The organism is Geotalea uraniireducens, from assembly GCF_027943965.1.
GTDB classification, from domain to species: Bacteria; Desulfobacterota; Desulfuromonadia; order Geobacterales; family Geobacteraceae; genus Geobacter; species Geobacter uraniireducens.
This window is the reverse complement of the sequence record NZ_AP027151.1, coordinates 2,189,877-2,210,101: the sequence shown is the minus strand read 5'-3', so window position 1 is coordinate 2,210,101 and position 20,225 is coordinate 2,189,877. Positions and strand designations below refer to the sequence as shown.

The following is a 20,225-nucleotide window of genomic DNA, read 5'->3' as shown; positions in this document are numbered from 1 at the left end:
GGGTTAGCGTTTCCGCTAACCCTTTTGATACTTGGTGGAGCTGATCAGGATCGAACTGACGACCTCTTGAATGCCATTCAAGCGCTCTCCCAACTGAGCTACAGCCCCATTTCAAAGAGATTTGACTTATAGCAAATGGTGCAGACGCTGTCAATATCTTTTTCAGAAAATTATGCTGACCATTTCACTCTTGACGCTTCACTTTTCATTAGCTATACTTCGTGAGCTTTTCGCCGGAGTGGTGAAATTGGTAGACGCACCGGACTCAAAATCCGGCGCCCGCAAGGGCATGTCGGTTCGACTCCGACCTCCGGCACCATCTTGACACCAAGGGGTTCACGGCACCAGCCACGAACCCCTTTTTTTATCCTCGCTGGCCAGCCAGGCTATTTCCCCACAGCAGCCATCAACCGTTGTCGAAGAATTTCAAAAAGGACTACCCCGCCAGCTACTGACGCATTCAGGGAATTGACCCCACCCCGTAGAGGAATCGAAACGAGAAAATCGCACTGTTTACGCACCAAAGGCCGCATCCCCTCCCCTTCGGCCCCGATAACTACGACGACTTTGCCCGAAAAGCGCTGCTCATACAGTGACGCAGCGGCAGTGTCGGCCGTTCCGTAAATCCAGAACCCCTCTCCTTTCAACTCGGTAAGGGTCTGGGCAAGGTTGGTCACCTGAACAATCGGAATCGTCTCCGTCGCCCCGGCAGCACTCCGTTCAACCGTCGCCGTCACCCGGGCAGCGCGATCTTTGGGGATCAGAACGCCAGTGGCTCCGGCACAGGCCGCACTACGGATCAACGCGCCAAGGTTATGCGGGTCCTGAATACAGTCCAACGCAAGCACGAGCGAGTCGTCCTCCGCGCAACGTTGATCGGCCAGAAACTGATCAAGGTCAACGTAAGGGAATCCTTCCAACCGCAGCGCCACCCCCTGATGATGTTCGGTGCCACAGAGCCGGGTGAGGTCGGCCTTGTTGCGGCGATGGACCGCGATCTCCTTCGCCGCCGCGTCGGTAAGAAGTTTCTCCAACCGCCGGTCATGACCATCACGGGCCAGAAAAAGTTCGAAAGCCCTCCGTTTTCCACGAAGGGCTTCGCTGACAGCATTGATTCCGTAAAGCAACTCGTCTTTCATCAGGCAGCCTCGCTCATCAATCCGCCTTAACCGGCAATAATTTCTTCCAGGATCATTTCGGCTGCTGCTGCCGGATCGGGAGCATCGCCAATCGGCCGACCGATTACCAAGTAGTCACCACCGGCCCTTACCGCCTCTGCCGGTGTCATGACCCGTTTCTGGTCGTTGAGGGCGGCAAACCCCGGGCGGACTCCCGGGGTAACAATCAGAAAATCATCACCGCAGGCCCGGCGAATCAGGGGGATTTCCTGAGGTGAGGCAACGACGCCGTCAATGCCGGCCCGTTGTGCCAACTCGGCAAGTCTGACAACCATTTCCGCCACCGGTTTGTCAATGCCGACCTGGCGAAGGGTTTCGTCACTGGATGAAGTGAGAATGGTCACAGCCAACACCTTGGCTCGCTCCGCCCCTTTGAATTCATTGTCCAGCGCATCGACGGTGCGCGCCATCATTTCATAGCCGCCGAGCGCGTGGAGGTTGAAAAGCTTTACTCCGAGCCGGGCCGCTTCAAGTGATGCCATGGCCACCGTATTCGGGATGTCATGAAATTTCAGATCGAGAAAAACTTCACCACCAAACTTCTGAATCATCCGGACCGCAGCCGGCCCGCAGGCAGTGTACAACTGCTTACCGATCTTAAACATCCCCACCCGGCCGGCCAGGGTCTCCGCCCAATACTGCACATGGGCAAAATCGCTGGTATCGAGGGCAAAGATTATTTTTTGTCTGGCATCATCTCTGGTCATGGTCGGCAAATCTCCAGTGGCAGCATTAACAGGAAAGTGCTTCTTTAACGAGCGTCTGTATCCGTGCCGCGGCGTCGGCAAACGGCACCAACTGCACCTCGCCCCCTTTGCGGACCTTCAGCTCCACTTTTCCTTCGGCAAGGTTTTTCGCACCGACAACCAATCGGAGTGGAATACCGATCAGGTCGGCATCCTTGAACTTGATTCCCGGCCGTTCGTCCCGGTCATCGAACAACACTTCGACGCCCATTTCCGTGAGGGTTCGGTAGAGCTCTTCCGCCGCCGCCATCACCTCGGCATCCTTGGCGTTCACGGCCGACACGACGCAATGGAACGGTGCGATGGGAATCGGGAAGATGATACCGTTCTCGTCGTAATTCTGCTCGACGCAGGCGGCAACCGTCCGACCGATCCCGATTCCGTAACAGCCCATGAAAACGACTCGCTCCTTCCCGTCACTATCCAGGTAAGTAGCTTTGAGCGCATCGGAATACTTGGTGCCGAGTTTGAAGACATGACCGACTTCAATCCCCCGCCACACCTCCAGATGACCGGCTGCGCAACGGGGGCACTGGTCTCCGTGGACAACATTCCGGATATCGGCAAAGGTAGTGGGAGTGAAATCGCGCCCGGGGTTGACGTTCTTGAGGTGCATGTCAGCGACATTCGCCCCGGCGGTAAAGTTCTTCATCCCCTGCAACGCCAGGTCGGCAACGATCCTGATCGACAAGCCGACCGGTCCGGCAAAACCGACCGGTGCACCGGTGACCCGCTGTACGAGAGACTCATCTGCCATCATCAGCTCTTCACAACCAAGCAGATGCTTCAGCTTGATCTCGTTCAGGTCATGGTCGCCCCGTACCAAGGCAGCCACCGGCTCACCATCAGCCACCAGCAGCAGCGTCTTCACTAGCGCCGAGGCGGGAATACCGAGGAAAGCGGTGACTTCTTCGACACTCCGCTTCGCCGGCGTTTCAATCTTCTCCAATGGTCGCGGCTCGGCATGCTCTATCGGCAATGGCCGGGCCTCGGCCTTTTCGACATTGGCCGCATACTCGCATGCCGAACAAGAAACGATGGCGTCCTCCCCCGAATCTGCCAGCACCATGAATTCGTGGGACGAAGAGCCGCCTATGGACCCGGTATCGGCTTCGACCGCCCGAAAGTTCAGGCCGCAACGTTGAAAAATGCGCCGGTACGCCTGATACATCTTGTCATAGGAGATATCTGCGGCGGCACCGTCCACGTCAAATGAGTAGGCATCCTTCATAATGAACTCACGGCCGCGCATCAGACCAAAACGAGGTCGGATCTCGTCACGAAACTTGGTCTGGATCTGGTAGAGACTAAGCGGCAGTTGACGGTAACTCTTGATTTCGCGCCGCACGATATCGGTAACGACCTCTTCGTGGGTTGGGCCAAGGCAGAATTCGGCATCCTTGCGATCCTTGAAACGGAGCAACTCCTTGCCGTATTGTTCCCAGCGCTTCGATTCTTGCCAGAGTTCGGCCGGTTGCACCGATGGCATGAGAAGCTCGATGGAACCGGCTCGGTTCATCTCTTCACGGACGATCTTTTCCACTTTACGGACCGAGCGAAGTCCTAACGGCAAATAATTGTAAATCCCGGCCGCCAGCTTGCGAATCATGCCTGCCCGCAGCATCAGTTGATGGGAGATCACCTCGGCATCAGAGGGGGTCTCTTTCACTGTAGGGATGAAATACTGGGAATAACGCATAGTTAACCTCTAGAGGGATTTTTCTTTGGCCATCTTCTCCACTTCGGCGACCAGAGCATCAGCCATCTCCTGTTCCGGTACCTTACGAACAACTTCGCCATGACGAAACAGCAGCCCCTCGCCACGCCCTCCGGCAATCCCGACATCGGCTTCCCGCGCTTCGCCGGGGCCGTTAACGACGCAGCCCATTACCGCCACGGTCAGAGGCGCGTCGATGGAAGCAATCCGTTGTTCAACTTCTTCGGCTACCTTGATCAGATCGATCTGGCATCTGCCGCAAGTGGGACAGGAGACGAAGTTGACTCCTCGCTGTCGCAAACCGAGCGCCTTGAGAATCTCGTAGGCAACCCGCACCTCGTCGACTGGATCGCCGGTCAATGAGACCCGCATCGTATCGCCGATTCCGTCGGCAAGGAGGATGCCGAGCCCCACCGCCGACTTGATGGTCCCGGAAAAGACCGTCCCGGCCTCGGTGATGCCGATATGGAGCGGATAATCGACCTTCCGGGCCAACAGTCGGTATGCTTCGACTGTCTTGTTGACGTCGGAGGCTTTCAGGGAAATCTTGATCTGGTCGTAACCCAGCTCTTCGAGAATCCTGACATGCCCGAGGGCTGAAGCAACCATTGCCTCGGCGGTCGGATGCCCGTACTTGGCCAGGAGCTCCTTCTCAAGAGAGCCGGCATTGACGCCGATCCTGATCGGGACCAGCCGATCGCGGGCGGCTTGCACCACCTCTTCGACTTTCCAGCGTTCACCAATATTGCCGGGGTTTAGGCGGAGGCCGTCAATCCCCCCCTCCAGCACCGTCAACGCCAGCCGGTAGTCAAAATGGATGTCGGCAATCACCGGGATCGAACTCTGGCGCTTGATCTCGCCAAGCGCAGTGGCGGCGGCCATGTCGGGGACGGCGCAGCGGACGATTTCACACCCGGCTGCTGCCAGGCGGCCAATCTGGGCGACCGTCGCCGCCACATCCCGGGTGTCGGTGTTGCACATCGACTGCACCGAACACGGAGCCCCCCCGCCGATGGCGACGGAGCCGATTCTGATCTGTCTGGTCTCCCTTTTCATAACGGGGCATAGTGCCGGAATAACGGTGAAAAGTCAAGCAGGCTTTGGGACGCGAAAGTCCGCCACACCGGGCCGTCCAGCAGAAAGAGGACGGCTAACAATCAGAAGGAATAGGCAAGGTGAGTGCCGACCAGAAAATACTTGAAGCCGGTTGCCGTACCGAGGGCGTAGTTACCGAATTCGCCGTTGACTTCACCGCGAAATCGGTTGGTCAGCCGATAACTGATAGAGCCGGTGATGCCGCCAAACAGATTGTCCGTATGGTCATCGTAGCGGTCGAATGATTGGAAGCCCCCGTATGGTTCCAGGAAGAGGCCGAAACGATCCTTAGTCCAATCAAGGGAAACGATCAGCTGGTGGGACATGAAATTCTCGGGGTCAAAATAGCCATCACCGCTCTGACGATCAAAATCGAGATACCGGAAACGATAGCCGGCACGGATGGTAGGATTCTTTTCCCAGAGTGATACCGTTGGCCCGATCGTGATATCGTTGGCGTGGTTCGCATCGGAGAAGCTCCGATAGGTATAACGGCCGTAGAGCGTGAGCTGGTTGGCCAGCCGCTGGGAAAGATAACCATCAACCGCCAGAACGCGAATTTTGTTTTCCAGCAGCTCGGCGGTATCGTTGAACAGATCTTTGTGAACACCGACCCCGGCAACGCCACGGCCAATCTCAAAATCGGAATTAAGTCGCCAGGAAAAGAGCGTCGTACCTGTCCCCTCATCGACCTGATGGATCCCCGCCCCCGCGCCGACACTGATTCTGTCGGTCGCTTTCAGATAGCCGCCAGTAAGCAGGCTGTTTTCACTGAGGTGACGGTAGTCGTCCCGGGCATCGTCATGCAGATATTCAGCCGCCAGATTCCAGGCCGGCTGGTGAAAATTATAGGAAACCCCATAGCGGTTAAGCTGGTTGTTATCGGTATCGTTGTAATAGCTGTAGCGTGTGTCAACCGTACTGGTGGTAATCTTGTCGATCTCAACCAGCAACCCTTTCAGGTCCCGTTCTTGATACGGATAGGCAGGCTTCAGACTCCGGGCGATTTTTACCGCCTCACCTTTGTGCCCGCTGCGCAGCAAAGCATAGGCAAGTCCGACTTCGGCATCAAAACTCTCACCGCCGGCCAGGAGCTGCCGGTAGATGGCGATGGCCTCGGCATAGTCACCTTTCCAGCGCAGGGCATTTGCCTTGACCAGCAGCGCGTCCCGATTTTCGGGCTGGGCGGCGAGAGCCATTGTCACTTCGCGGAGAGCATCATCCTGGGCGCCTTTCCAGGACAATGTCCGGGCCAGATCGATCCGGGCAACGACATTTGTCGGGTCGTCGGCCAGCACGGCGCGCAACTCGCGAATCGCATCGTCCAGACGGTCACCCCAGGAGATACGCACCGCCATCTGAACACGTTGTTCGACGGGGAAGCCACGGTACAGGGCAAGAGCCGCGACATATTCGGGAGCTGCCTTGGCAAACTGCTCTTTTTCGGCAAAAAGATCGGCCAGCTCTTTGTGAAATTCCGCTTTTACCTGTGCCGAAGAAGCACTGGCAATCGCCAACTGGTAAAACTTCACCGCCTCCTCGACATTGCCGGCCCGAAACATTTCCGCCGGCGACGCGGCATAGCCGATCCCGGATATCAGCAGCAGCGCCGCAATTACTCCCGCCATCACCTTCATCGTCATCAATCCTCTCCCAGATATTGCTGAAAAGAAATCAAATCCAGCTTATTATTGATTGCCAGTCGCGGAATTGCCAGCCAGTCGGTTCCCGGCCCCAACAGGCCTTCATTAGATGTCAGGAGATAGGTAAAACCGGCCTGTCGTGCTACATCGACCCAGTCCGGGCGGTAGACCCCGTAGGGCCACGCCAACACAGACGCCTTTTTGCCGAGTTCGTGTTCGATGATCTGCTGGAAACGGAACAGGTCCGCGGCCAGCGCCGACACCGTCGGCTTGCCAAGTGCTGCCATGGAATGGAGGCCAAACGTATGGCAGGCAATCTCTATTGAACATTCGGCAGACAGATAGCGGTACTCGTCCCAGCTGAGCATCGGCCGACGCCCTTCCCGCTCCATGTATTTCCCGACCAGATTGCCGATAACGGCGATGGTTGCCGAAAAACTGTATGCCTTGCAGAGCGGCAGCGCATAGTTGATGAACGAAGCATAGCCATCGTCGAAGCTGATTACTGCCAGCCGTCCGGTTTCATCTTGTGGTGCGGCACAGGCTTCGCTGACCGTGACCACCCGATATCCCTGTTGGTGGAGCCACTCCAGCTGGGCGGCAAACAGTGACGGAGCAATCGTATAGGGATCGCGGTGCTGGTTAGAAATATCGTGGTAGAGCAGTACCGGCACCGTGCCCCGCTCCGCGGCAAGGCAGCGAAACGGCAGAGTGAGGGAGGCAAGTGCGGCACCGCTCAAGACGATAAACTGGCGGCGATTGAGATTCATCCGGGTCACTCCGCGATCAGGGCGAGGGCCGCCCGATAAACGTCATAACTTCGCTTCAGATATGTATGGTACAGTGGATGCGACCAGCCGGCCCATTGATAGCGCCGGACAGCCGAAACACCGAAACCGCTCGGCAGCGTATCGGTCAGATTGGATTCCAGGCCGGTTGTTCGGGCTTGTAAGCCTTTACCTGACGGCGAAAATGAGCCGGCAATCACCGCTATTCCGGTCGTCGTCCGGGTTTTACCCGCCGGGTCGATCCAAAGCGCTTGCCGGGAACTGGGATCGGTGATATTGAGCAGCCCCCAAGGGAGCCGCAGTTCGATCATCGTTCCGGAGACGTGGCAGTCTGCCAGTGAATCGTAGTCCGACCGCCGCGGGTCGAGCGAACCGAAACGTAGTCCGCTCATCGAAAATACCCGTGCCGGATAGAATCGACTGCCATCCTTGCTGATCCGGCGATGGTTGGTGATGTTCTGCATCATCACCCACTCACCGAGATCGGAACGACGGGGCGCCACGGCGCCGGTCCCCTCATTGAGATACTTGTCGTAGGAGCGACAGACGAGAATCCGGCTTTGCCCCTCCCCCGCCAGATGAATAACGAACGACAGGCCGAGCGGGCTCCAGGCGTTCACCCCACACGGCAGACGGGTCTCGCCGGTCGCCGCACCGCAGGTATCGAGACCAAGCAGGAAATTGCTCCGCCTGAAATCGATCGGTCCGGCCGTTTCCAGCAACAGATAGAAGAATCCCTCGTCATGTTGGGCCGACAGTCGGCGAAGCGTCCGTGCCGGATCATTGCCATCGTTAAACGCAACGGCAGGACCGCCGGCAGGTTGTTCGTAGAGGACTTCGGCCGAGCGCCATTCATCGCGATTACCGGCAAGATTCGTCAATTTCCCCGGATAGCCGGGATAGGCTGCCAGCAGGCCGTAGCACTGTTCGGCATCCTGCAGGTTGAACCAGCAGGGATTACGGTCAGCAGGCAATTCATATGGGTAAAATACCCAGTTTCGCTTGAACCATTCGTCGAACCAGCTGAACAGCATCCCCCCCGCCATGCCGACATCGCGGATATCCGTCATCAATCGGCCGTTAATCTCGCCCTGGGCTGCATCGTTGTGGCCGCCGTGGTGCCAACCGTTCTTCTGCCAATGGGTCGGTTCGCGACTGCTTGGCACCCCGAACTCGGCAATCACCACCGGCTGCCGGCCATGATGATCCTTAAGTCGCTGCAGGTAGCTTCGGTAGGGATGATGGTCGGTAGGATCGTCGTTGTTCAGGAAGTCAGGGTAATAGGGATAAACGTGGTAGGAGGCGAAAAAACCGCCCCCCTGCCGGGTGACGATCTTGGCCGGGTCGAAGCTTTCAACATCCTCGTTTTCGCTACAGGTGCCGCTGTCCACCTCGATCCCCTGCCAGCGCAGCCCCTGTTCATAGGTCGACTCTGAAGGATGCGCCAGCGGGTCGAGGGTTGGCCAGTTGATAATGGTTACCGGATGGCAGCAACCGAAGCGCGACTGTTCATAGTCCTGAAGATAATCGCAACACTCCGTCGCCCAGACCTCGAAAGGAGACCCGTCGGCAATCTCCAGGAAACTGCCCCGCCAGCTGCCGATCCGACGACCGTGGGATTCATTGAACGCCTTAACGGCGCAACTCTCCCACTCGCGGCCCACCACAAATGCCGCCGTGTACGGCGATACATCTCGGCGATATGCACCGTGGGGCATTCCCGGACGCTCCGGGAAATCGGCAACCCCGCAGACGGCATCGACAGCTTCGCGAATCTGCCGCCGCAAGTACGCCAAAAAATGCGTCCCGCGGAAATCGTTCTGTTCTGGTGGTTCGAGCCAGATTCCCTGGAAAAGGAACAGCCGCCCGCCCCCTTCATTGTAGTCGGCCAGGGCTTCGTAAAACGACGGAGGATGCACGGCATAAATCCGCAGCGAATTGACCCCCAGCTCTTCCATCTGTTTGAACCAGGTACGGTAGGTAGCCCCGACGATCGGGTATTCGCCGGGGAAGTAGCCGGGAAGACCGAGCCCGAGGTTAATCCCCTTAACGAAGAAACGTCGCCACCGCCCCTGCTCGTTAAGCTGCAGAAAATCGGTAGCGGCCCGAAACCGGCAGCGGCGCTGACCGCCCTTGACAAGAGGGACGGCCAAGGAATCCAGTCTCGCCACCCACCGGGTGGCATCGCGCTCGGCCGGATCGAGCGCCAGTGCTTTATGGAACGCCCAGCGAGCCGTCGGCAGATCGCCGAGCCGATACCACGCCTCGCCCAGTCCGACAAAACTTCGGGCGCTCAGTTGACCTTCCTGAGCCCGGCGGAAGATGTTCAGTGCTTCCTGGCAGTCGCCACGCTGCAGCGCGGAAAAGCCGAGATGCAGATAATCCGTCATCGCCACTCCTCAAGACAGCGAATTGTCGAAACGAGCAAATCAGGCAAGTGCATCCGCCTCTTCCCGATCGATTCGCTTCCGGGCGGCCTTACCCCAGCCTTTCCGCCAGAAAAAGATCGTCGCAACCAAGCGCTCGATGACAATAATCTGCCGATAGCCGAAAAACTCCAGCACGCCGAAGAGACAGAGCTTCAGGATATCGCTCAAGCTCCCGTAACGGCGGTATATCAAGTTGTCGAGCAGGATCGACCCGAGATTGATCCAAGTCCCCCAGAGCACCGCCAGCAGGAAGAATAACAGTGCGAACTCGCGATTCACCTGGCCGAGGAGAAAGAGCACGACAAAGCCAAAGTAACCGAGGAGCTCGACGGCCGGCCCCATCGCCTCGACAAATACAAAGTAGGGGAAACCGAACATGCCAACCATGCCGAACCGTGGATTGAGAAACATTTTCCGGCTGTGCCAAAGGCTGTCAATCAACCCTCGATGCCAGCGATTCCGCTGTTTCAACAGTGACCGGAGATCGGACGGCACCTGGGTCCAGCAGACCGGATCGGGCACGAAGATCACCTTGTAGGGAATCCGCTGTTCCCGGCAGTGGCAATGAAGCCGCACAACCAGATCCATATCCTCGCCGACACTCTTCCGGTACCCGCCCACCGCCACCGCCATGTCCTTGCGGAAGATGCCGAATGCCCCGGAAATAATCAGCAGACTATGGAAGTAATTCCAAGAGGTCCGCCCCGACAAAAAACCTTTCGTATACTCGACAGTCTGAAAACATTCGAGCCACTTTCCCGGCGCCCGGACGGTCTTGACGATGCCGTCCTCCACTTCACAACCATTGAGTACCCTGACGATCCCGCCGGTGGCAATCACTTCCCGGTCCTCGACGAAGAGCCGGGCTGCCCGGATCAGGGCGTCGTTCTCCAAAACCGAATCGGCGTCAATGGAACAGAACAGCGGATACTGGGCGGCATTGATCCCGGCATTGAGCGCATCCGCCTTGCCGCCGTTTTTCTTGTCGATGACGAACAGCTGGGGATAGTCTACCGAAAGGTATTTGGCGATAATCGGCTGATGAGCAAGGATGAGGCTGATCGGTTTATCGATCCGCACCAGGTGGAATTCGTCGATCAACCGCTCCAGCGTCCCGTCGGCGGACCCATCGTTAATGACAATGACTTCATATTCGGGGTAACGTAGCGCCAGCAACGACTTCACCGAGGAGACAATGGTCTTCTCCTCGTTGTGCGCCGGCACAAGAATGGAGAGCGGCCGGTGAAACATTCCGTTGATGGCGTTGTCGATGCTCTGACTGGTGACGGTTGTCAGATAGTTTCTGATATCGCGGAGCGAGACAAGGGTAAAGAGCGTATAGAAACCGTTCAGCACCAGAAAATAGAGCAGGATCAACGGCTGCAGAAACAGCAGAACCACTGCGGCATCACGGAGCATAAATGACCCTTTTCAGCATATATTGGGAAACGTCCCGGACAAACCGGTCGGCACTGCGTGTCTCCCGGACCAGAACATTCAGTCCCGCTTCTCCCATCCGGGTCAGTGAGCGGGCCGAATTGATCCGGACGTGATAATTCGGATCGTAGAGCAGCTTGGTCAGTGCCGGCAAAACCCTGGGGGAATACAGATGAGCGCTCCGGGCGGCAACGCCGCGAACTCGCCAGTCATCATCAGCCAGGCACTCGAGCAGCAACCACTCGGTATCGACCGCCGAAAAGCGCTCCAAGGCCCGGATGCAGGCGATCCGCATTTCGGGTACGTCGTGAAATTGCCGAAAGCAGCCGGTAACCAGCGCCTGAACGGGATAAAATATCTCAATTCCGCAAGCCTGGATCATATCCCGCTTGAGCATTACCGGTAGTGAGGGATCGCCAACGAACCGCTCGAACTGCTCGACAAGCTGCCGTTCCTGTTCCCGTTCCCGAAAAGCCTTGATGATGTTGCTGTAAATGAATTCATTGAATTTGGCAGAGTGTGAATGGGGATTCTGCAACCCCTGATTGATCACCGGCAGATCATCGATCTCGGCAATGAGGCTGAGCGCCCAGATCGCCTTGGCAAGAAGGCGCGGGTCGTGTTCCGATTCAAGCACCGCAGTAAAAACGTTTTTCAGTTCCGGGAAGCGAAAATAGCCGAGTCGCTCCAGCGCCACAAAGCGTTTCACCCAGGAGCGCGAAGACAGCGCCCGCCGATAGTAGGCATCAATACCGATTTCCCGGATCGAACGTTTGACGTATTCGGCCATCCCCCCGGAGACGTTGACCAGCATCGTGGCCAGCACACCGCCCAACGCTTCGAATTCAAGCCGGTTGGTAGGGCGCGGGGCGGGAATCTGTGTGTCATAGAACCGACGGGTCAGTTCGGACAGATAACATTCCTTCAGCAGGGCAAGGCGCCGAGCCCGCCGCTCAACGTGGATTTTATGAAAGAGCAATGAAACGAACAGCAACAACGTAACGACGAACAGCACGACATTGACGAAGATCACGACCGATTTAAGTGGCTCAAATATCGATAAAGTTTGCGCAATGTCGTGCATAAAGCTCGTTCCGTACCATCCCTGCCAGCAAGATTGCACCATCCTAATAAAATTGTTGCTGGATGACAATCGAAAGCTCACGATTGCCACCGGCAGCAGGGAATGAAGCGTTGACAAGCGGATATGATTCCTGTTTATTGAGTGCATGAAAAAGCCACCGCATAAACAGATACAGCCAACTGCAGTCACTCCGCAAGGGCCCAAGAAAGGCGACCTCCTGGAACTGGTTGTCCGGGATTTGACCGATGAGGGGTTCGGCATTGCCCACCATGAATCGAGGCAGATTTTACTGTCCGGTGCCCTGCCCGGTGAAGTGGTCCGGGCCAGGGTAACCTTTGCCGGCCGCCGTGATATTTACGCCCAGGTGCTGACAACAGTGCAACGCTCACCGGAGCGGCTCGCCCCGGCCCCATGCCCCCGGAGCAATCGCTGTGACGGTTGTCCCCTGATTTTTTGGCAGTATCAGCGGCAGGTGGCATGGAAGAAAAGTCTGGTGGAAAGAGAAATCCGCCGCTATACGTCCCTGCGCGGTGCCACTATCCACGACGTCATCCCCTCACCCAAGACGCTGGGCTACCGTAATTCGGCAAAACTTGTCCTGGCCGGCACATTCCGCGAGCCCATCGTCGGCATTTACCGCCGAAACAGTCATGATGTATTGGATATCAGCGACTGTCCTCTCCACCATCCGCTGATCAACGAGGTTATAAAAGCCGTAAAGGAAGGCATCCGCAAGGGCAAGGTGCCGATTTTCAGCCCCAGGACCGGCACCGGCCTTCTCCGTTACCTGGTGGTGCGAATTGCTGAGCGACATAACCGGGCGATGGTCGTCCTTGTCACCGTGGAGCGCAATTTCAACGAAATCCACCACTTGGCCAAGTTTATCCGCCAAGCGGTGCCCGAAGTAACTGTGGTTGCCCAGAACGTTAATGCCTCGGAAGGCAACCTCATCCTAGGGAGCCAGGATCACTTCCTGACCAAGGACCACGCTATTATCGAGGAACTTGGGAATATCAGCTTTTCGATTTCACCCCGGTCGTTTTTCCAGGTAAACAGCGGCGGCGCCAGGATAATTTATGAGAAGGTCAGAGAGTGGAGCGCCCTCACGGGAAACGAAACGGCCTTTGACCTTTACTGCGGAATTGGCGGTATTTCCCTCTTTCTTGCCGGTTCCTGTCGCAATGTGTACGGGATTGAAGTTGTCGATGCCGCTGTTGCCGACGCCGAGTACAACGCCCGGCTTAACGGCGTCGAGAATTGCTCGTTCGATGCCGGCGATGCCGCCGAATTGATTGACGACCTGCTCGACGACGGCATCAAACCGCAGCTGGTGGTTCTCAACCCCCCCCGCAAGGGATGCGACCGCCAAGTGCTCGAGCATGTCGCGGCAGCTGCGCCCGAACGAATCATCTACGTCTCCTGCTCTCCGATGACACTAGCCCGGGATCTCGACATCCTGGCCGGCTTCGGTTATCGCACCAGCGCTATCCAGCCGGTCGACATGTTCCCCCAGACCCCCCACGTCGAGGACATTGCCCTACTCACCAGAGACGCCGATAGTGCAAAAATGCTCTCGCAAAAGCCGGTAGCCACGCCGGCCAGGAAATCGCCCAACAAAAGAAAAAGGGGGCGGTGATCCTCGCCCCCTTTCCCCGGTTCCGCATGATGCCGTATATTGCTATTTCCGCAGCACCTTGACAACTGCCGAAAAATCCTCTTCGCCACGGCCGTCTTTGTCGCCCTGCTGATAGACGCTGCAGGCGACCTTGGCCCCGGGCAGCTCCAGACCGAGCATTTCAGCTTTCTCCAGTACTAGTTCGAGCTGCTGATGAACATACTTGAGTGCCAGGTTCCGCGAGAAATCGCCCCGGGCAATGCTCCGGCCTTTCGAATGGAACAGCGGTGAAGCAACCCCGCCGGAATCAAGCACTTCAAGAATCTTGTCAACGCTGAAACCAAGTTTCTCTCCGAAGACGATCGATTCGGCCAGCGCTTCCATCAGCTCGGCCTGGACAAGATTCACCACGAACTTCATCAGCGTCGCATCGCCGATACCGCCGACATGAATTATGTTCAACCCGAAAAAGGAGAACAGTTCGCGGCAACGCCCCACAAGGGAGGGATCGCCACCGGCCAGAATGGTGACCAGACCATTGGCCGCATGTTCTTTTGTTCCCCAAACCGGCGCGTCGAGAAACATTACCCGGTGCTTGGCTGCCTCATCAGCCATTTCCTTGGTGCTCTCCAGAGAATGGGTCCCCATATCGATCAGGATCGTCCCGGGGTCTATGCCGGCGAAAATTCCGTCAGGGCCGTAGATGTCAGGCCGTAACCGTTCTTTCTCAGGCCGGATATAGATAACCACATCCTTCCCTTTTGCCACTTCCCGCGGATTGGCGGCACTGCTCGCACCCAGTTTGACCAGATCATCGATGACCGTCGGGTCTGAATCGTAAACCGTCAGATCGTAGTTTCCCTTGGTCAGATTGGCAGCCATATGCTTGCCAACGGTTCCCAGCCCTAAAAATCCTATTTTCTTCAACATAACACGCCTCCTGAGTCATGAGATAAACCATGGCATGGATGGTAATCAATAGTACAACCTCTTGGAGAGAGGTACAACAGCAGCCGGCAAAAAATACGCCTTCCCCTAGCGTGACTTGCCCACCCCTACTCTGGCACAGAACGCATCGAGCGGACAAGTCGAGCAGCGAGGAGAAATGGGCGTACACTGGTTCTGCCCGAACGTAACCAGATAATCGTTGATGACCAGCCAGAATTCCGCCGGCAATTTTGCTCGCAGCGCCATCTCGGTCTCTTCGGGGGTCTTGGTCTGGACATACCCCCAACGATTGCTGATGCGATGAACATGGGTATCGACACAAATCCCGGGCTTGCCAAAGCCAAGTGTCACCACCAGATTTGCGGTTTTGCGGCCAACGCCCCGAAAAGTCAGCAATTCATCGAGCTCGTCAGGAACCCGTCCCTGATACTTGCTCTGGAGAAGCCGGCAAATATCGAGAATCTGGACCGCCTTGTTCCGGTAAAACCCGACCGGGTAAATAGCCTGCTCGATCTCCTGTTCGGACAGATGCAGCATTTTTTCAGGAGTATCGGCCAGGGAGAACAGACGCTCAGAGGCAGGGCCGGTTGTTCTGTCCTGAGTCCGGAGCGAAAGGAGACAGGAAACAAGCACCTTGAATGGATTCCCCTCCCGCTGGGCGACGATGGTTACCGCTGGTGAATCCCACTGTTTGACCGCCGACGCGAGGAGCGACATCACCTGCCTGATGTCGCTCTCTTTCATGCAAGGCCCCGGTTCCTGAAAACACGCATAAACAGGACCCCCATGACCGATAGCGACAGGCCGACGCAGAGGAAAAGGTAACCGATACTGCGACCATCTCCCCACCCCCACACATCACGGCCACTGGTGAACACAATGAGATAAAGCGCCGTAAAAGTTAGTATCCCGCCAATCAGGTAGATCGCCATCGCAACAACGGCCAAGGCGATACCGTTCTTCCTTGCCATGTATTACTCCTTGGAACAAAGTATCATGAATGCACTATCAAGCGTGCGGAGCGACTTCATTCTACCGGAACATGATCAGTAAGGCAACCGCTATCTCCTTGATGAGTTTTGCTTGCAAAGAAAATGGAACCGTGTTTTAGTAATGGGCAAGACCGTGCAGCCAGAAAATATTGCCGCTTTGCAGCGGATTATTCCAAGGGGCTCAACCGATGCGCCACTTTGTCGACCTCCACGTACATTCAAACTATTCCGACGGAGTACACCCCCCTGCACGTCTGATACAGATGGCCGACGAACTCAAACTGGCGGCCATTGCCATTGCTGACCACGACACTGTCGACGGCGTCGACGAAGCGCTTGAAGCGGCTCTCGACCGTGAAATCGAGGTAATTCCGGCAGTCGAACTATCGACCGAATATGGCCCGTACCGGGATATCCACATCTTGGGTTATTACCTGGACCACCATGATCCACAACTGCGTAAAAAGCTCAGTGATTTCCGCACAATGCGCGATGACCGCGGCAAAGCAATCACTGACAGGGTCAATCGACGCCTAGCCAGAGAACGGAAAGCCCCGCTCGCTTACGCTGATGTGCTTCAACTGGCCGAAGGGAGCATCGGCCGGCCGCACATCGGCCGTATCCTCATCAAACACGGCTACGCCCGGGATATGGAGGATGCCTTTCGCCGCTATTTAATCCCGTGCAATGTCCCCAAAAAATATTTTGCCGCAATCGAAGCTATCGATGAAATCAGGCGAGTTGGCGGTGTAGCAGTTCTCGCCCATCCGGCGACTATCAGCGAAAGCCGCCAAGAATTGCACCGCGTAATCGGGGAATTGGCCGCGCATGGGCTGGATGGGCTGGAAGTCTACAACAATAAGAGTACAGCCGAGGACTCGCTTGAGCTGGAACGCTTGGCGACCGATCTCGGTTTGCTGAGAAGTGGCGGCTCAGATTTCCACGGTTTTGAAGATGACCTTGAGATCGGGACCGGCCGGGGTAAACTTGCAGTGAAGAATGACGTGGTGGAACAGCTCAGAAAACGCGCAACTTCGCGCATTCAACCACCGCTATCGGTCGGAGGCGGAGGATAATGCCATGGCTGAAGCCAAGGAAGTCCTCGAAATCATGAAGGAAGTCGCTATCTTGCGTATCGCCATGCTGCGCGAAGGCATAACCTTCCACGATAGCGAGCGGCGAAACTATTTTCTCCAGTGCTATGAACAGAAACTGGGAGAAATCAACCGACAGATTCGCCGCCTCAACCTCCGCTTAGTCCGTCCCAATGACAAAACTGTTCAGTAAGGCACTAAAAAAGGACCCAAAATTGAGGGTCCTTTTTTAGTGCCAGCAGAATGGTTGTCTACTCTACTCCTTATACGGTTTGTAATTGACAACCTGGAGATCGTCATCGACTCGCGCAACCCCCTGCAAATTCGCAACGACATTGAGTGCTTCCCTTTTCTCCGCTTCGGAATGAACATGGCCTGACAAAGTAACAACTTCTCCTGCAACGGTAATCTTGAAATGAAGGTTCTCGATCGTCTGCTTTTTCAGGAGTTCCGTTTCGATGCGCTTGCAAAGAATCATATCGTCGATGAGCGCCCGGGCCTGCACCTCGTCATTTTTCAACCGTGGATCCTTGGCGGCGGCAACAATACTTTCGATGGCTGCGCTCTGGGACATGTTTGACGTATTGAAAACCATGTCATAGCCAAGAGGATCCGCCCAATCGCGGTTGAAGTAGAAATGGATGAATCCGCCACGTTGATGGTCGCTCTTTCTGATCAGTTCCCGGGACAGATCGGGGTCCAGCCACTCACGTTCGGAGAAGCTCTCTACCCGATCCTCGAAGGGGGCAATGAACCGGATTCTCAGGATGCTTTTCAAACCGACGAGCAGGTCCTGTGCGCCGCGGCCATAGATTATAACGTTCCCTTTTCGGGCAAATTCAAGCAGAATGATTTCGATGGTATTCAGATGAGCGGCATGAAGACGGTCTTCGGCAGTTATGTACACAGGTGGCTTTTCATCGACACGCTTGAGATTTTCGCCATCAAGGCCATACTGCGGGGCAAGTTCGGCAATCTTGCTGCCATCGACCAAGGTATATTTTAGCCGTTTGGCGACCTCACGAGCAATCTGGAAGGCACCGGTACCCATTTCTCTGGAAATCGTGATAATTGCCATCTGTCCTCCTCCGCAAGTTCAAAAAGGTGACAAATCTTAGCATGGCATCTTTGTGTATACAAGAGTATAGTTTCCCGCAATTCCGGCTACTTTATCGCTCCGGCGAACACCTGTCACGGAAGGAGGTCCGTTGAACGGCGCCACCACCTTTTCCCTGCGCTTTATCGCCTTTGCCCTTATCCACTCGCTCTTGGCGAGCGATTTCTGCAAAAAGGCCGGGAGCCGTTACTTGCCGGCAGCACTGCAACGATTCTATCGTCTGTCGTACAATCTACTCTCGCTGGTCATCTTTGCCTGGGTAATGGCCGCCTATCCCTTGCCACCGGTACTGTACATTGTTCCTGGAGCGTGGAGCCTGGTCTGCACTGCTCTCCAGTTGATCCTTCTTCTGCTGCTGTACCGCTGTGCGGCGCAAACCGGCCTGGCGGCATTGTTGGGGCTGCAAGCGGCAGAAACAGGCGAATTATGCACAACCGGCTGTTACGGCCTCGTCCGCCATCCGCTTTACTCGTTGAGCGCCGCATTCCTGATCGTAACCCCGGTCATGACGGTAAAATGGCTGCTCCTGACCGTGTTCTCGTGTTGTTATTTCGTTGTGGGAGCAATTATTGAGGAACAGAGGCTGGGAAGGAAATTTGGCGATACCTACCGGAATTATCGGCGCCGGGTACCGATGTTTATCCCCCGTATTTCCAAGAGCAAAGATCCGACATTCCCCGGCTGACGGCGGCACTTCGAGAGCTAGGAAAAACTTACTTTTCGAACACCAGAGAGTGCTCCCACCTGATCGACGACGGCGCAGACGACCTCGCGAGACGTCAATTTCACCTCGAACTCGAATCGTAACCGACTGTTTTCAATATCCTTCTCGATGTTGACCCCCAGGCGTTGCAGCTTGCACTCGTCGAGCAACCGTTGAATCTGTTCCAATTGCCCGGTCAGATCATCACTCATAACAACCAGAATGCTGTAATGATCCCGGGCCAACGCCCCTTCTACCTTTTTCAACAGCAACAGCGCCGTAAGCGATATCGCCGTAACGACGCAGGAAATGATGTACATCCCGGAACCGCAGGCCAGGCCTACCGCCGCAGCAATCCAGAGGCACGCGGCGGTGGTCAATCCACGCACGGAAGCCCCTTCCCTGATGATTGCCCCGGCGCCAAGAAAACCGATCCCCGGGACCACCTGAGCCGCCACCCGCGCAGCATCAACTCCGACAGGCCCATGCCCGGTGAAGTTACCATACCGCCGATAAAACTCTATTGAGGCAATGGCGAACAGGCATGACCCCAGAGAGACAAGCAGATGCGTCCTGAAGCCCGCCGGGCGGCCGTGGACTTCCCGCTCCAGGCCGATCAATCCACCAAGCAGTGATGCCAGCAACAACCGCGCGATCATCTCAAGGTCAAAATCCATAAGTACTCACCAGCAGCAGCCGTCCCTCCTCTTTACCATCACGCCGCGCGCTTAACGTTGACCTTCGCCGGGAAGAACTTCGTTCAGCGAGACGGTCAACCGAAACAGTTTAGTCCGGTCACCGTACATAACCTTAAGTGGAATCTCTACACAACCGTCGGCAATCACCACCGGCTCGCCAAAAAGTTCCAGTTCCGGCTCGCGGTTTTCTTCGAGGACCGGCCCGCCCACTGTTAACTCGACAGATTCCGGCGACACCATGGGAGGAACGATATCTGCCATCACTGTCGGCGCCGCCACCTCTGCCCCCCCCCCTCCCGCCGAAGGTTCACTGGCCGTCAAGGTCGAGCGCAGCTCCCCGGCAGCCGGCGGCGACTCACGCAGGGTGCCGATAACCTGTTTAAGCACCGATGAGAGGACCTGCAATATCCCTTCGCCGGTCACCACCGACGACGCGACGGCCGGACAACCGGTAAGCCCGAGTTCCTGCAGGATAGCATCCGGCGAAGCGGCATCGGCCAAGTCGCTCTTGTTGCACTGGACCATATAAGGGATCGCCGCAAGCTCCTGGCCATAGGCAGACAAATACTCCCGAAGCCGCTGCAGATACTCACCATTGGTGCTGCCACCGCCTCGGGAAGCATCGGCAACGAAAACAATCCCGTCGGTCCCTTTAAGTATCGTCTTCCAGGTTGAAGCACTGGAAACATCCCCCTGAACGGTATAGAGATGGAACCGGATCCGGAAGCCATTCACTTCGCCGAGCTCGGGCGGCATAAAATCAAAAAAGAGCATCCGGTCCTTCTGCCCCCCCATCGCCTTGATAGGGCTGCGGATCTCCCCTTTCAATTTACGGTGGACAAACTGGATGGTTGCCGCTTTCCCGGCTGCAGGGGGCCCAAAATATACTATCTTGGCATTGATTTCACGTTTGGTTCCATTGAACAGGGCCATTTTGGCCT

At 56.4% G+C, this 20,225-nt stretch carries 19 protein-coding genes and 2 tRNA genes; 5 read left to right on the top strand and 16 right to left on the bottom strand.

What is annotated here, in order from left to right:
- Positions 1-32: 32 nt before the first annotated feature.
- Positions 33-108 (bottom strand) — tRNA-Ala (locus QMN23_RS10250).
- Between the two features lie 124 nt (positions 109-232).
- Between QMN23_RS10250 and QMN23_RS10245 the strand changes: the two genes are divergently transcribed.
- Positions 233-319: transfer RNA gene (locus QMN23_RS10245), tRNA-Leu, on the top strand.
- A gap of 67 nt (positions 320-386) precedes the next feature.
- On the opposite strand, the gene rlmB is transcribed toward QMN23_RS10245, so the two are convergent.
- The 9 genes from rlmB to QMN23_RS10200 form a co-directional block, all read right to left on the bottom strand.
- A complete protein-coding gene (rlmB, locus tag QMN23_RS10240) occupies positions 387-1,139 on the bottom strand; it encodes a 23S rRNA (guanosine(2251)-2'-O)-methyltransferase RlmB (protein WP_281999217.1) in 753 nt (250 codons plus the stop codon).
- A 26-nt stretch (positions 1,140-1,165) separates the two neighbouring features.
- Positions 1,166-1,885, bottom strand: coding sequence for an orotidine-5'-phosphate decarboxylase (gene pyrF, locus QMN23_RS10235; protein ID WP_281999216.1), 720 nt, complete (start codon positions 1,883-1,885; stop codon positions 1,166-1,168).
- Positions 1,886-1,910: 25 nt separating this feature from the next.
- On the bottom strand, positions 1,911-3,623 hold the full coding sequence (locus QMN23_RS10230; RefSeq protein ID WP_281999215.1) for a proline--tRNA ligase: 1,713 nt from the start codon (positions 3,621-3,623) through the stop codon (positions 1,911-1,913).
- A 9-nt stretch (positions 3,624-3,632) separates the two neighbouring features.
- On the bottom strand, positions 3,633-4,697 hold the full coding sequence (gene ispG, locus QMN23_RS10225) for a flavodoxin-dependent (E)-4-hydroxy-3-methylbut-2-enyl-diphosphate synthase (RefSeq protein WP_281999214.1): 1,065 nt from the start codon (positions 4,695-4,697) through the stop codon (positions 3,633-3,635).
- A gap of 101 nt (positions 4,698-4,798) precedes the next feature.
- The gene (locus QMN23_RS10220; protein ID WP_281999213.1) at positions 4,799-6,379 is read right to left on the bottom strand and encodes a tetratricopeptide repeat protein; all 1,581 of its coding nucleotides are present in this window, start codon (positions 6,377-6,379) and stop codon (positions 4,799-4,801) included.
- A complete protein-coding gene (locus QMN23_RS10215; protein WP_281999212.1) occupies positions 6,379-7,149 on the bottom strand; it encodes a polysaccharide deacetylase family protein in 771 nt (256 codons plus the stop codon). Before QMN23_RS10215 ends, QMN23_RS10220 begins: the two co-directional genes overlap by 1 nt.
- A 5-nt stretch (positions 7,150-7,154) precedes the next feature.
- The gene (locus QMN23_RS10210; protein WP_281999211.1) at positions 7,155-9,557 is read right to left on the bottom strand and encodes a tetratricopeptide repeat protein; all 2,403 of its coding nucleotides are present in this window, start codon (positions 9,555-9,557) and stop codon (positions 7,155-7,157) included.
- Between the two features lie 39 nt (positions 9,558-9,596).
- A complete protein-coding gene (locus QMN23_RS10205; RefSeq protein ID WP_281999210.1) occupies positions 9,597-11,015 on the bottom strand; it encodes a glycosyltransferase family 2 protein in 1,419 nt (472 codons plus the stop codon).
- A complete protein-coding gene (locus QMN23_RS10200; RefSeq protein ID WP_281999209.1) occupies positions 11,005-12,117 on the bottom strand; it encodes a HEAT repeat domain-containing protein in 1,113 nt (370 codons plus the stop codon). The genes QMN23_RS10205 and QMN23_RS10200 overlap by 11 nt, the downstream gene beginning before the upstream one ends.
- Before the next feature lie 145 nt (positions 12,118-12,262).
- Here QMN23_RS10200 and rlmD point away from each other — a divergent pair, with 145 nt between their 5' ends.
- Positions 12,263-13,753, top strand: coding sequence for a 23S rRNA (uracil(1939)-C(5))-methyltransferase RlmD (gene rlmD, locus QMN23_RS10195; RefSeq protein WP_348835143.1), 1,491 nt, complete (start codon positions 12,263-12,265; stop codon positions 13,751-13,753).
- Between the two features lie 42 nt (positions 13,754-13,795).
- Here rlmD and QMN23_RS10190 read toward each other — a convergent pair whose 3' ends face one another.
- From QMN23_RS10190 to QMN23_RS10180, 3 genes are all read right to left on the bottom strand, one after another.
- Positions 13,796-14,662 (bottom strand): NAD(P)-dependent oxidoreductase, encoded by an 867-nt coding sequence (locus QMN23_RS10190; RefSeq protein WP_281999208.1) that lies wholly within the window; start codon positions 14,660-14,662, stop codon positions 13,796-13,798.
- 105 nt (positions 14,663-14,767) lie between these two features.
- Entirely contained in the window at positions 14,768-15,424 is a 657-nt protein-coding gene (locus QMN23_RS10185; protein ID WP_281999207.1) for an endonuclease III domain-containing protein, read from the bottom strand.
- Positions 15,421-15,651, bottom strand: coding sequence for a hypothetical protein (locus QMN23_RS10180; protein WP_281999206.1), 231 nt, complete (start codon positions 15,649-15,651; stop codon positions 15,421-15,423). The genes QMN23_RS10185 and QMN23_RS10180 overlap by 4 nt, the downstream gene beginning before the upstream one ends.
- 209 nt (positions 15,652-15,860) lie before the next feature.
- Here QMN23_RS10180 and QMN23_RS10175 point away from each other — a divergent pair, with 209 nt between their 5' ends.
- Positions 15,861-16,748, top strand: coding sequence for a PHP domain-containing protein (locus QMN23_RS10175; RefSeq protein ID WP_281999205.1), 888 nt, complete (start codon positions 15,861-15,863; stop codon positions 16,746-16,748).
- Positions 16,749-16,752: 4 nt separating this feature from the next.
- Positions 16,753-16,959, top strand: coding sequence for a hypothetical protein (locus tag QMN23_RS10170; RefSeq protein WP_281999204.1), 207 nt, complete (start codon positions 16,753-16,755; stop codon positions 16,957-16,959).
- Positions 16,960-17,022: 63 nt separating this feature from the next.
- On the opposite strand, the gene QMN23_RS10165 is transcribed toward QMN23_RS10170, so the two are convergent.
- Positions 17,023-17,844 (bottom strand): cytidylate kinase family protein, encoded by an 822-nt coding sequence (locus QMN23_RS10165; protein WP_281999203.1) that lies wholly within the window; start codon positions 17,842-17,844, stop codon positions 17,023-17,025.
- Between the two features lie 130 nt (positions 17,845-17,974).
- Here QMN23_RS10165 and QMN23_RS10160 point away from each other — a divergent pair, with 130 nt between their 5' ends.
- Positions 17,975-18,568 carry a methyltransferase family protein gene (locus QMN23_RS10160; RefSeq protein WP_281999202.1) on the top strand — a complete coding sequence of 198 codons (594 nt, stop codon included), beginning with the start codon at positions 17,975-17,977 and terminating at the stop codon, positions 18,566-18,568.
- 17 nt (positions 18,569-18,585) lie between these two features.
- Here the strand turns inward: QMN23_RS10160 and QMN23_RS10155 are convergent, their stop codons facing one another.
- Together QMN23_RS10155 and QMN23_RS10150 are read right to left on the bottom strand one after the other, a co-directional pair.
- Positions 18,586-19,263 carry an MgtC/SapB family protein gene (locus QMN23_RS10155; protein WP_281999201.1) on the bottom strand — a complete coding sequence of 226 codons (678 nt, stop codon included), beginning with the start codon at positions 19,261-19,263 and terminating at the stop codon, positions 18,586-18,588.
- A 51-nt stretch (positions 19,264-19,314) separates the two neighbouring features.
- The gene (locus QMN23_RS10150) at positions 19,315-20,217 is read right to left on the bottom strand and encodes a GTP-binding protein (protein ID WP_281999200.1); all 903 of its coding nucleotides are present in this window, start codon (positions 20,215-20,217) and stop codon (positions 19,315-19,317) included.
- Between the last annotated feature and the right edge of the window lie 8 nt (positions 20,218-20,225).

Bases quoted from the DNA above. Each gene is read 5' to 3' on its own strand.
- QMN23_RS10220 (WP_281999213.1), bottom strand. From the start codon at position 6,379: ATGACGATGAAGGTGATGGCGGGAGTAATTGCGGCGCTGCTGCTGATA.
- QMN23_RS10155 (WP_281999201.1), bottom strand. From the start codon at position 19,263: ATGGATTTTGACCTTGAGATGATCGCGCGGTTGTTGCTGGCATCACTG.
- QMN23_RS10150 (WP_281999200.1), bottom strand. From the start codon at position 20,217: ATGGCCCTGTTCAATGGAACCAAACGTGAAATCAATGCCAAGATAGTA.
- QMN23_RS10180 (WP_281999206.1), bottom strand. From the start codon at position 15,651: ATGGCAAGGAAGAACGGTATCGCCTTGGCCGTTGTTGCGATGGCGATC.
- QMN23_RS10200 (WP_281999209.1), bottom strand. From the start codon at position 12,117: ATGCACGACATTGCGCAAACTTTATCGATATTTGAGCCACTTAAATCG.
- QMN23_RS10210 (WP_281999211.1), bottom strand. From the start codon at position 9,557: ATGACGGATTATCTGCATCTCGGCTTTTCCGCGCTGCAGCGTGGCGAC.
- QMN23_RS10205 (WP_281999210.1), bottom strand. From the start codon at position 11,015: ATGCTCCGTGATGCCGCAGTGGTTCTGCTGTTTCTGCAGCCGTTGATC.
- rlmB (WP_281999217.1), bottom strand. From the start codon at position 1,139: ATGAAAGACGAGTTGCTTTACGGAATCAATGCTGTCAGCGAAGCCCTT.
- QMN23_RS10165 (WP_281999203.1), bottom strand. From the start codon at position 17,844: ATGGCAATTATCACGATTTCCAGAGAAATGGGTACCGGTGCCTTCCAG.
- QMN23_RS10190 (WP_281999208.1), bottom strand. From the start codon at position 14,662: ATGTTGAAGAAAATAGGATTTTTAGGGCTGGGAACCGTTGGCAAGCAT.
- QMN23_RS10175 (WP_281999205.1), top strand. From the start codon at position 15,861: ATGCGCCACTTTGTCGACCTCCACGTACATTCAAACTATTCCGACGGA.
- rlmD (WP_348835143.1), top strand. From the start codon at position 12,263: ATGAAAAAGCCACCGCATAAACAGATACAGCCAACTGCAGTCACTCCG.
- QMN23_RS10185 (WP_281999207.1), bottom strand. From the start codon at position 15,424: ATGAAAGAGAGCGACATCAGGCAGGTGATGTCGCTCCTCGCGTCGGCG.
- QMN23_RS10215 (WP_281999212.1), bottom strand. From the start codon at position 7,149: ATGAATCTCAATCGCCGCCAGTTTATCGTCTTGAGCGGTGCCGCACTT.
- QMN23_RS10170 (WP_281999204.1), top strand. From the start codon at position 16,753: ATGGCTGAAGCCAAGGAAGTCCTCGAAATCATGAAGGAAGTCGCTATC.
- pyrF (WP_281999216.1), bottom strand. From the start codon at position 1,885: ATGACCAGAGATGATGCCAGACAAAAAATAATCTTTGCCCTCGATACC.
- QMN23_RS10230 (WP_281999215.1), bottom strand. From the start codon at position 3,623: ATGCGTTATTCCCAGTATTTCATCCCTACAGTGAAAGAGACCCCCTCT.
- ispG (WP_281999214.1), bottom strand. From the start codon at position 4,697: ATGAAAAGGGAGACCAGACAGATCAGAATCGGCTCCGTCGCCATCGGC.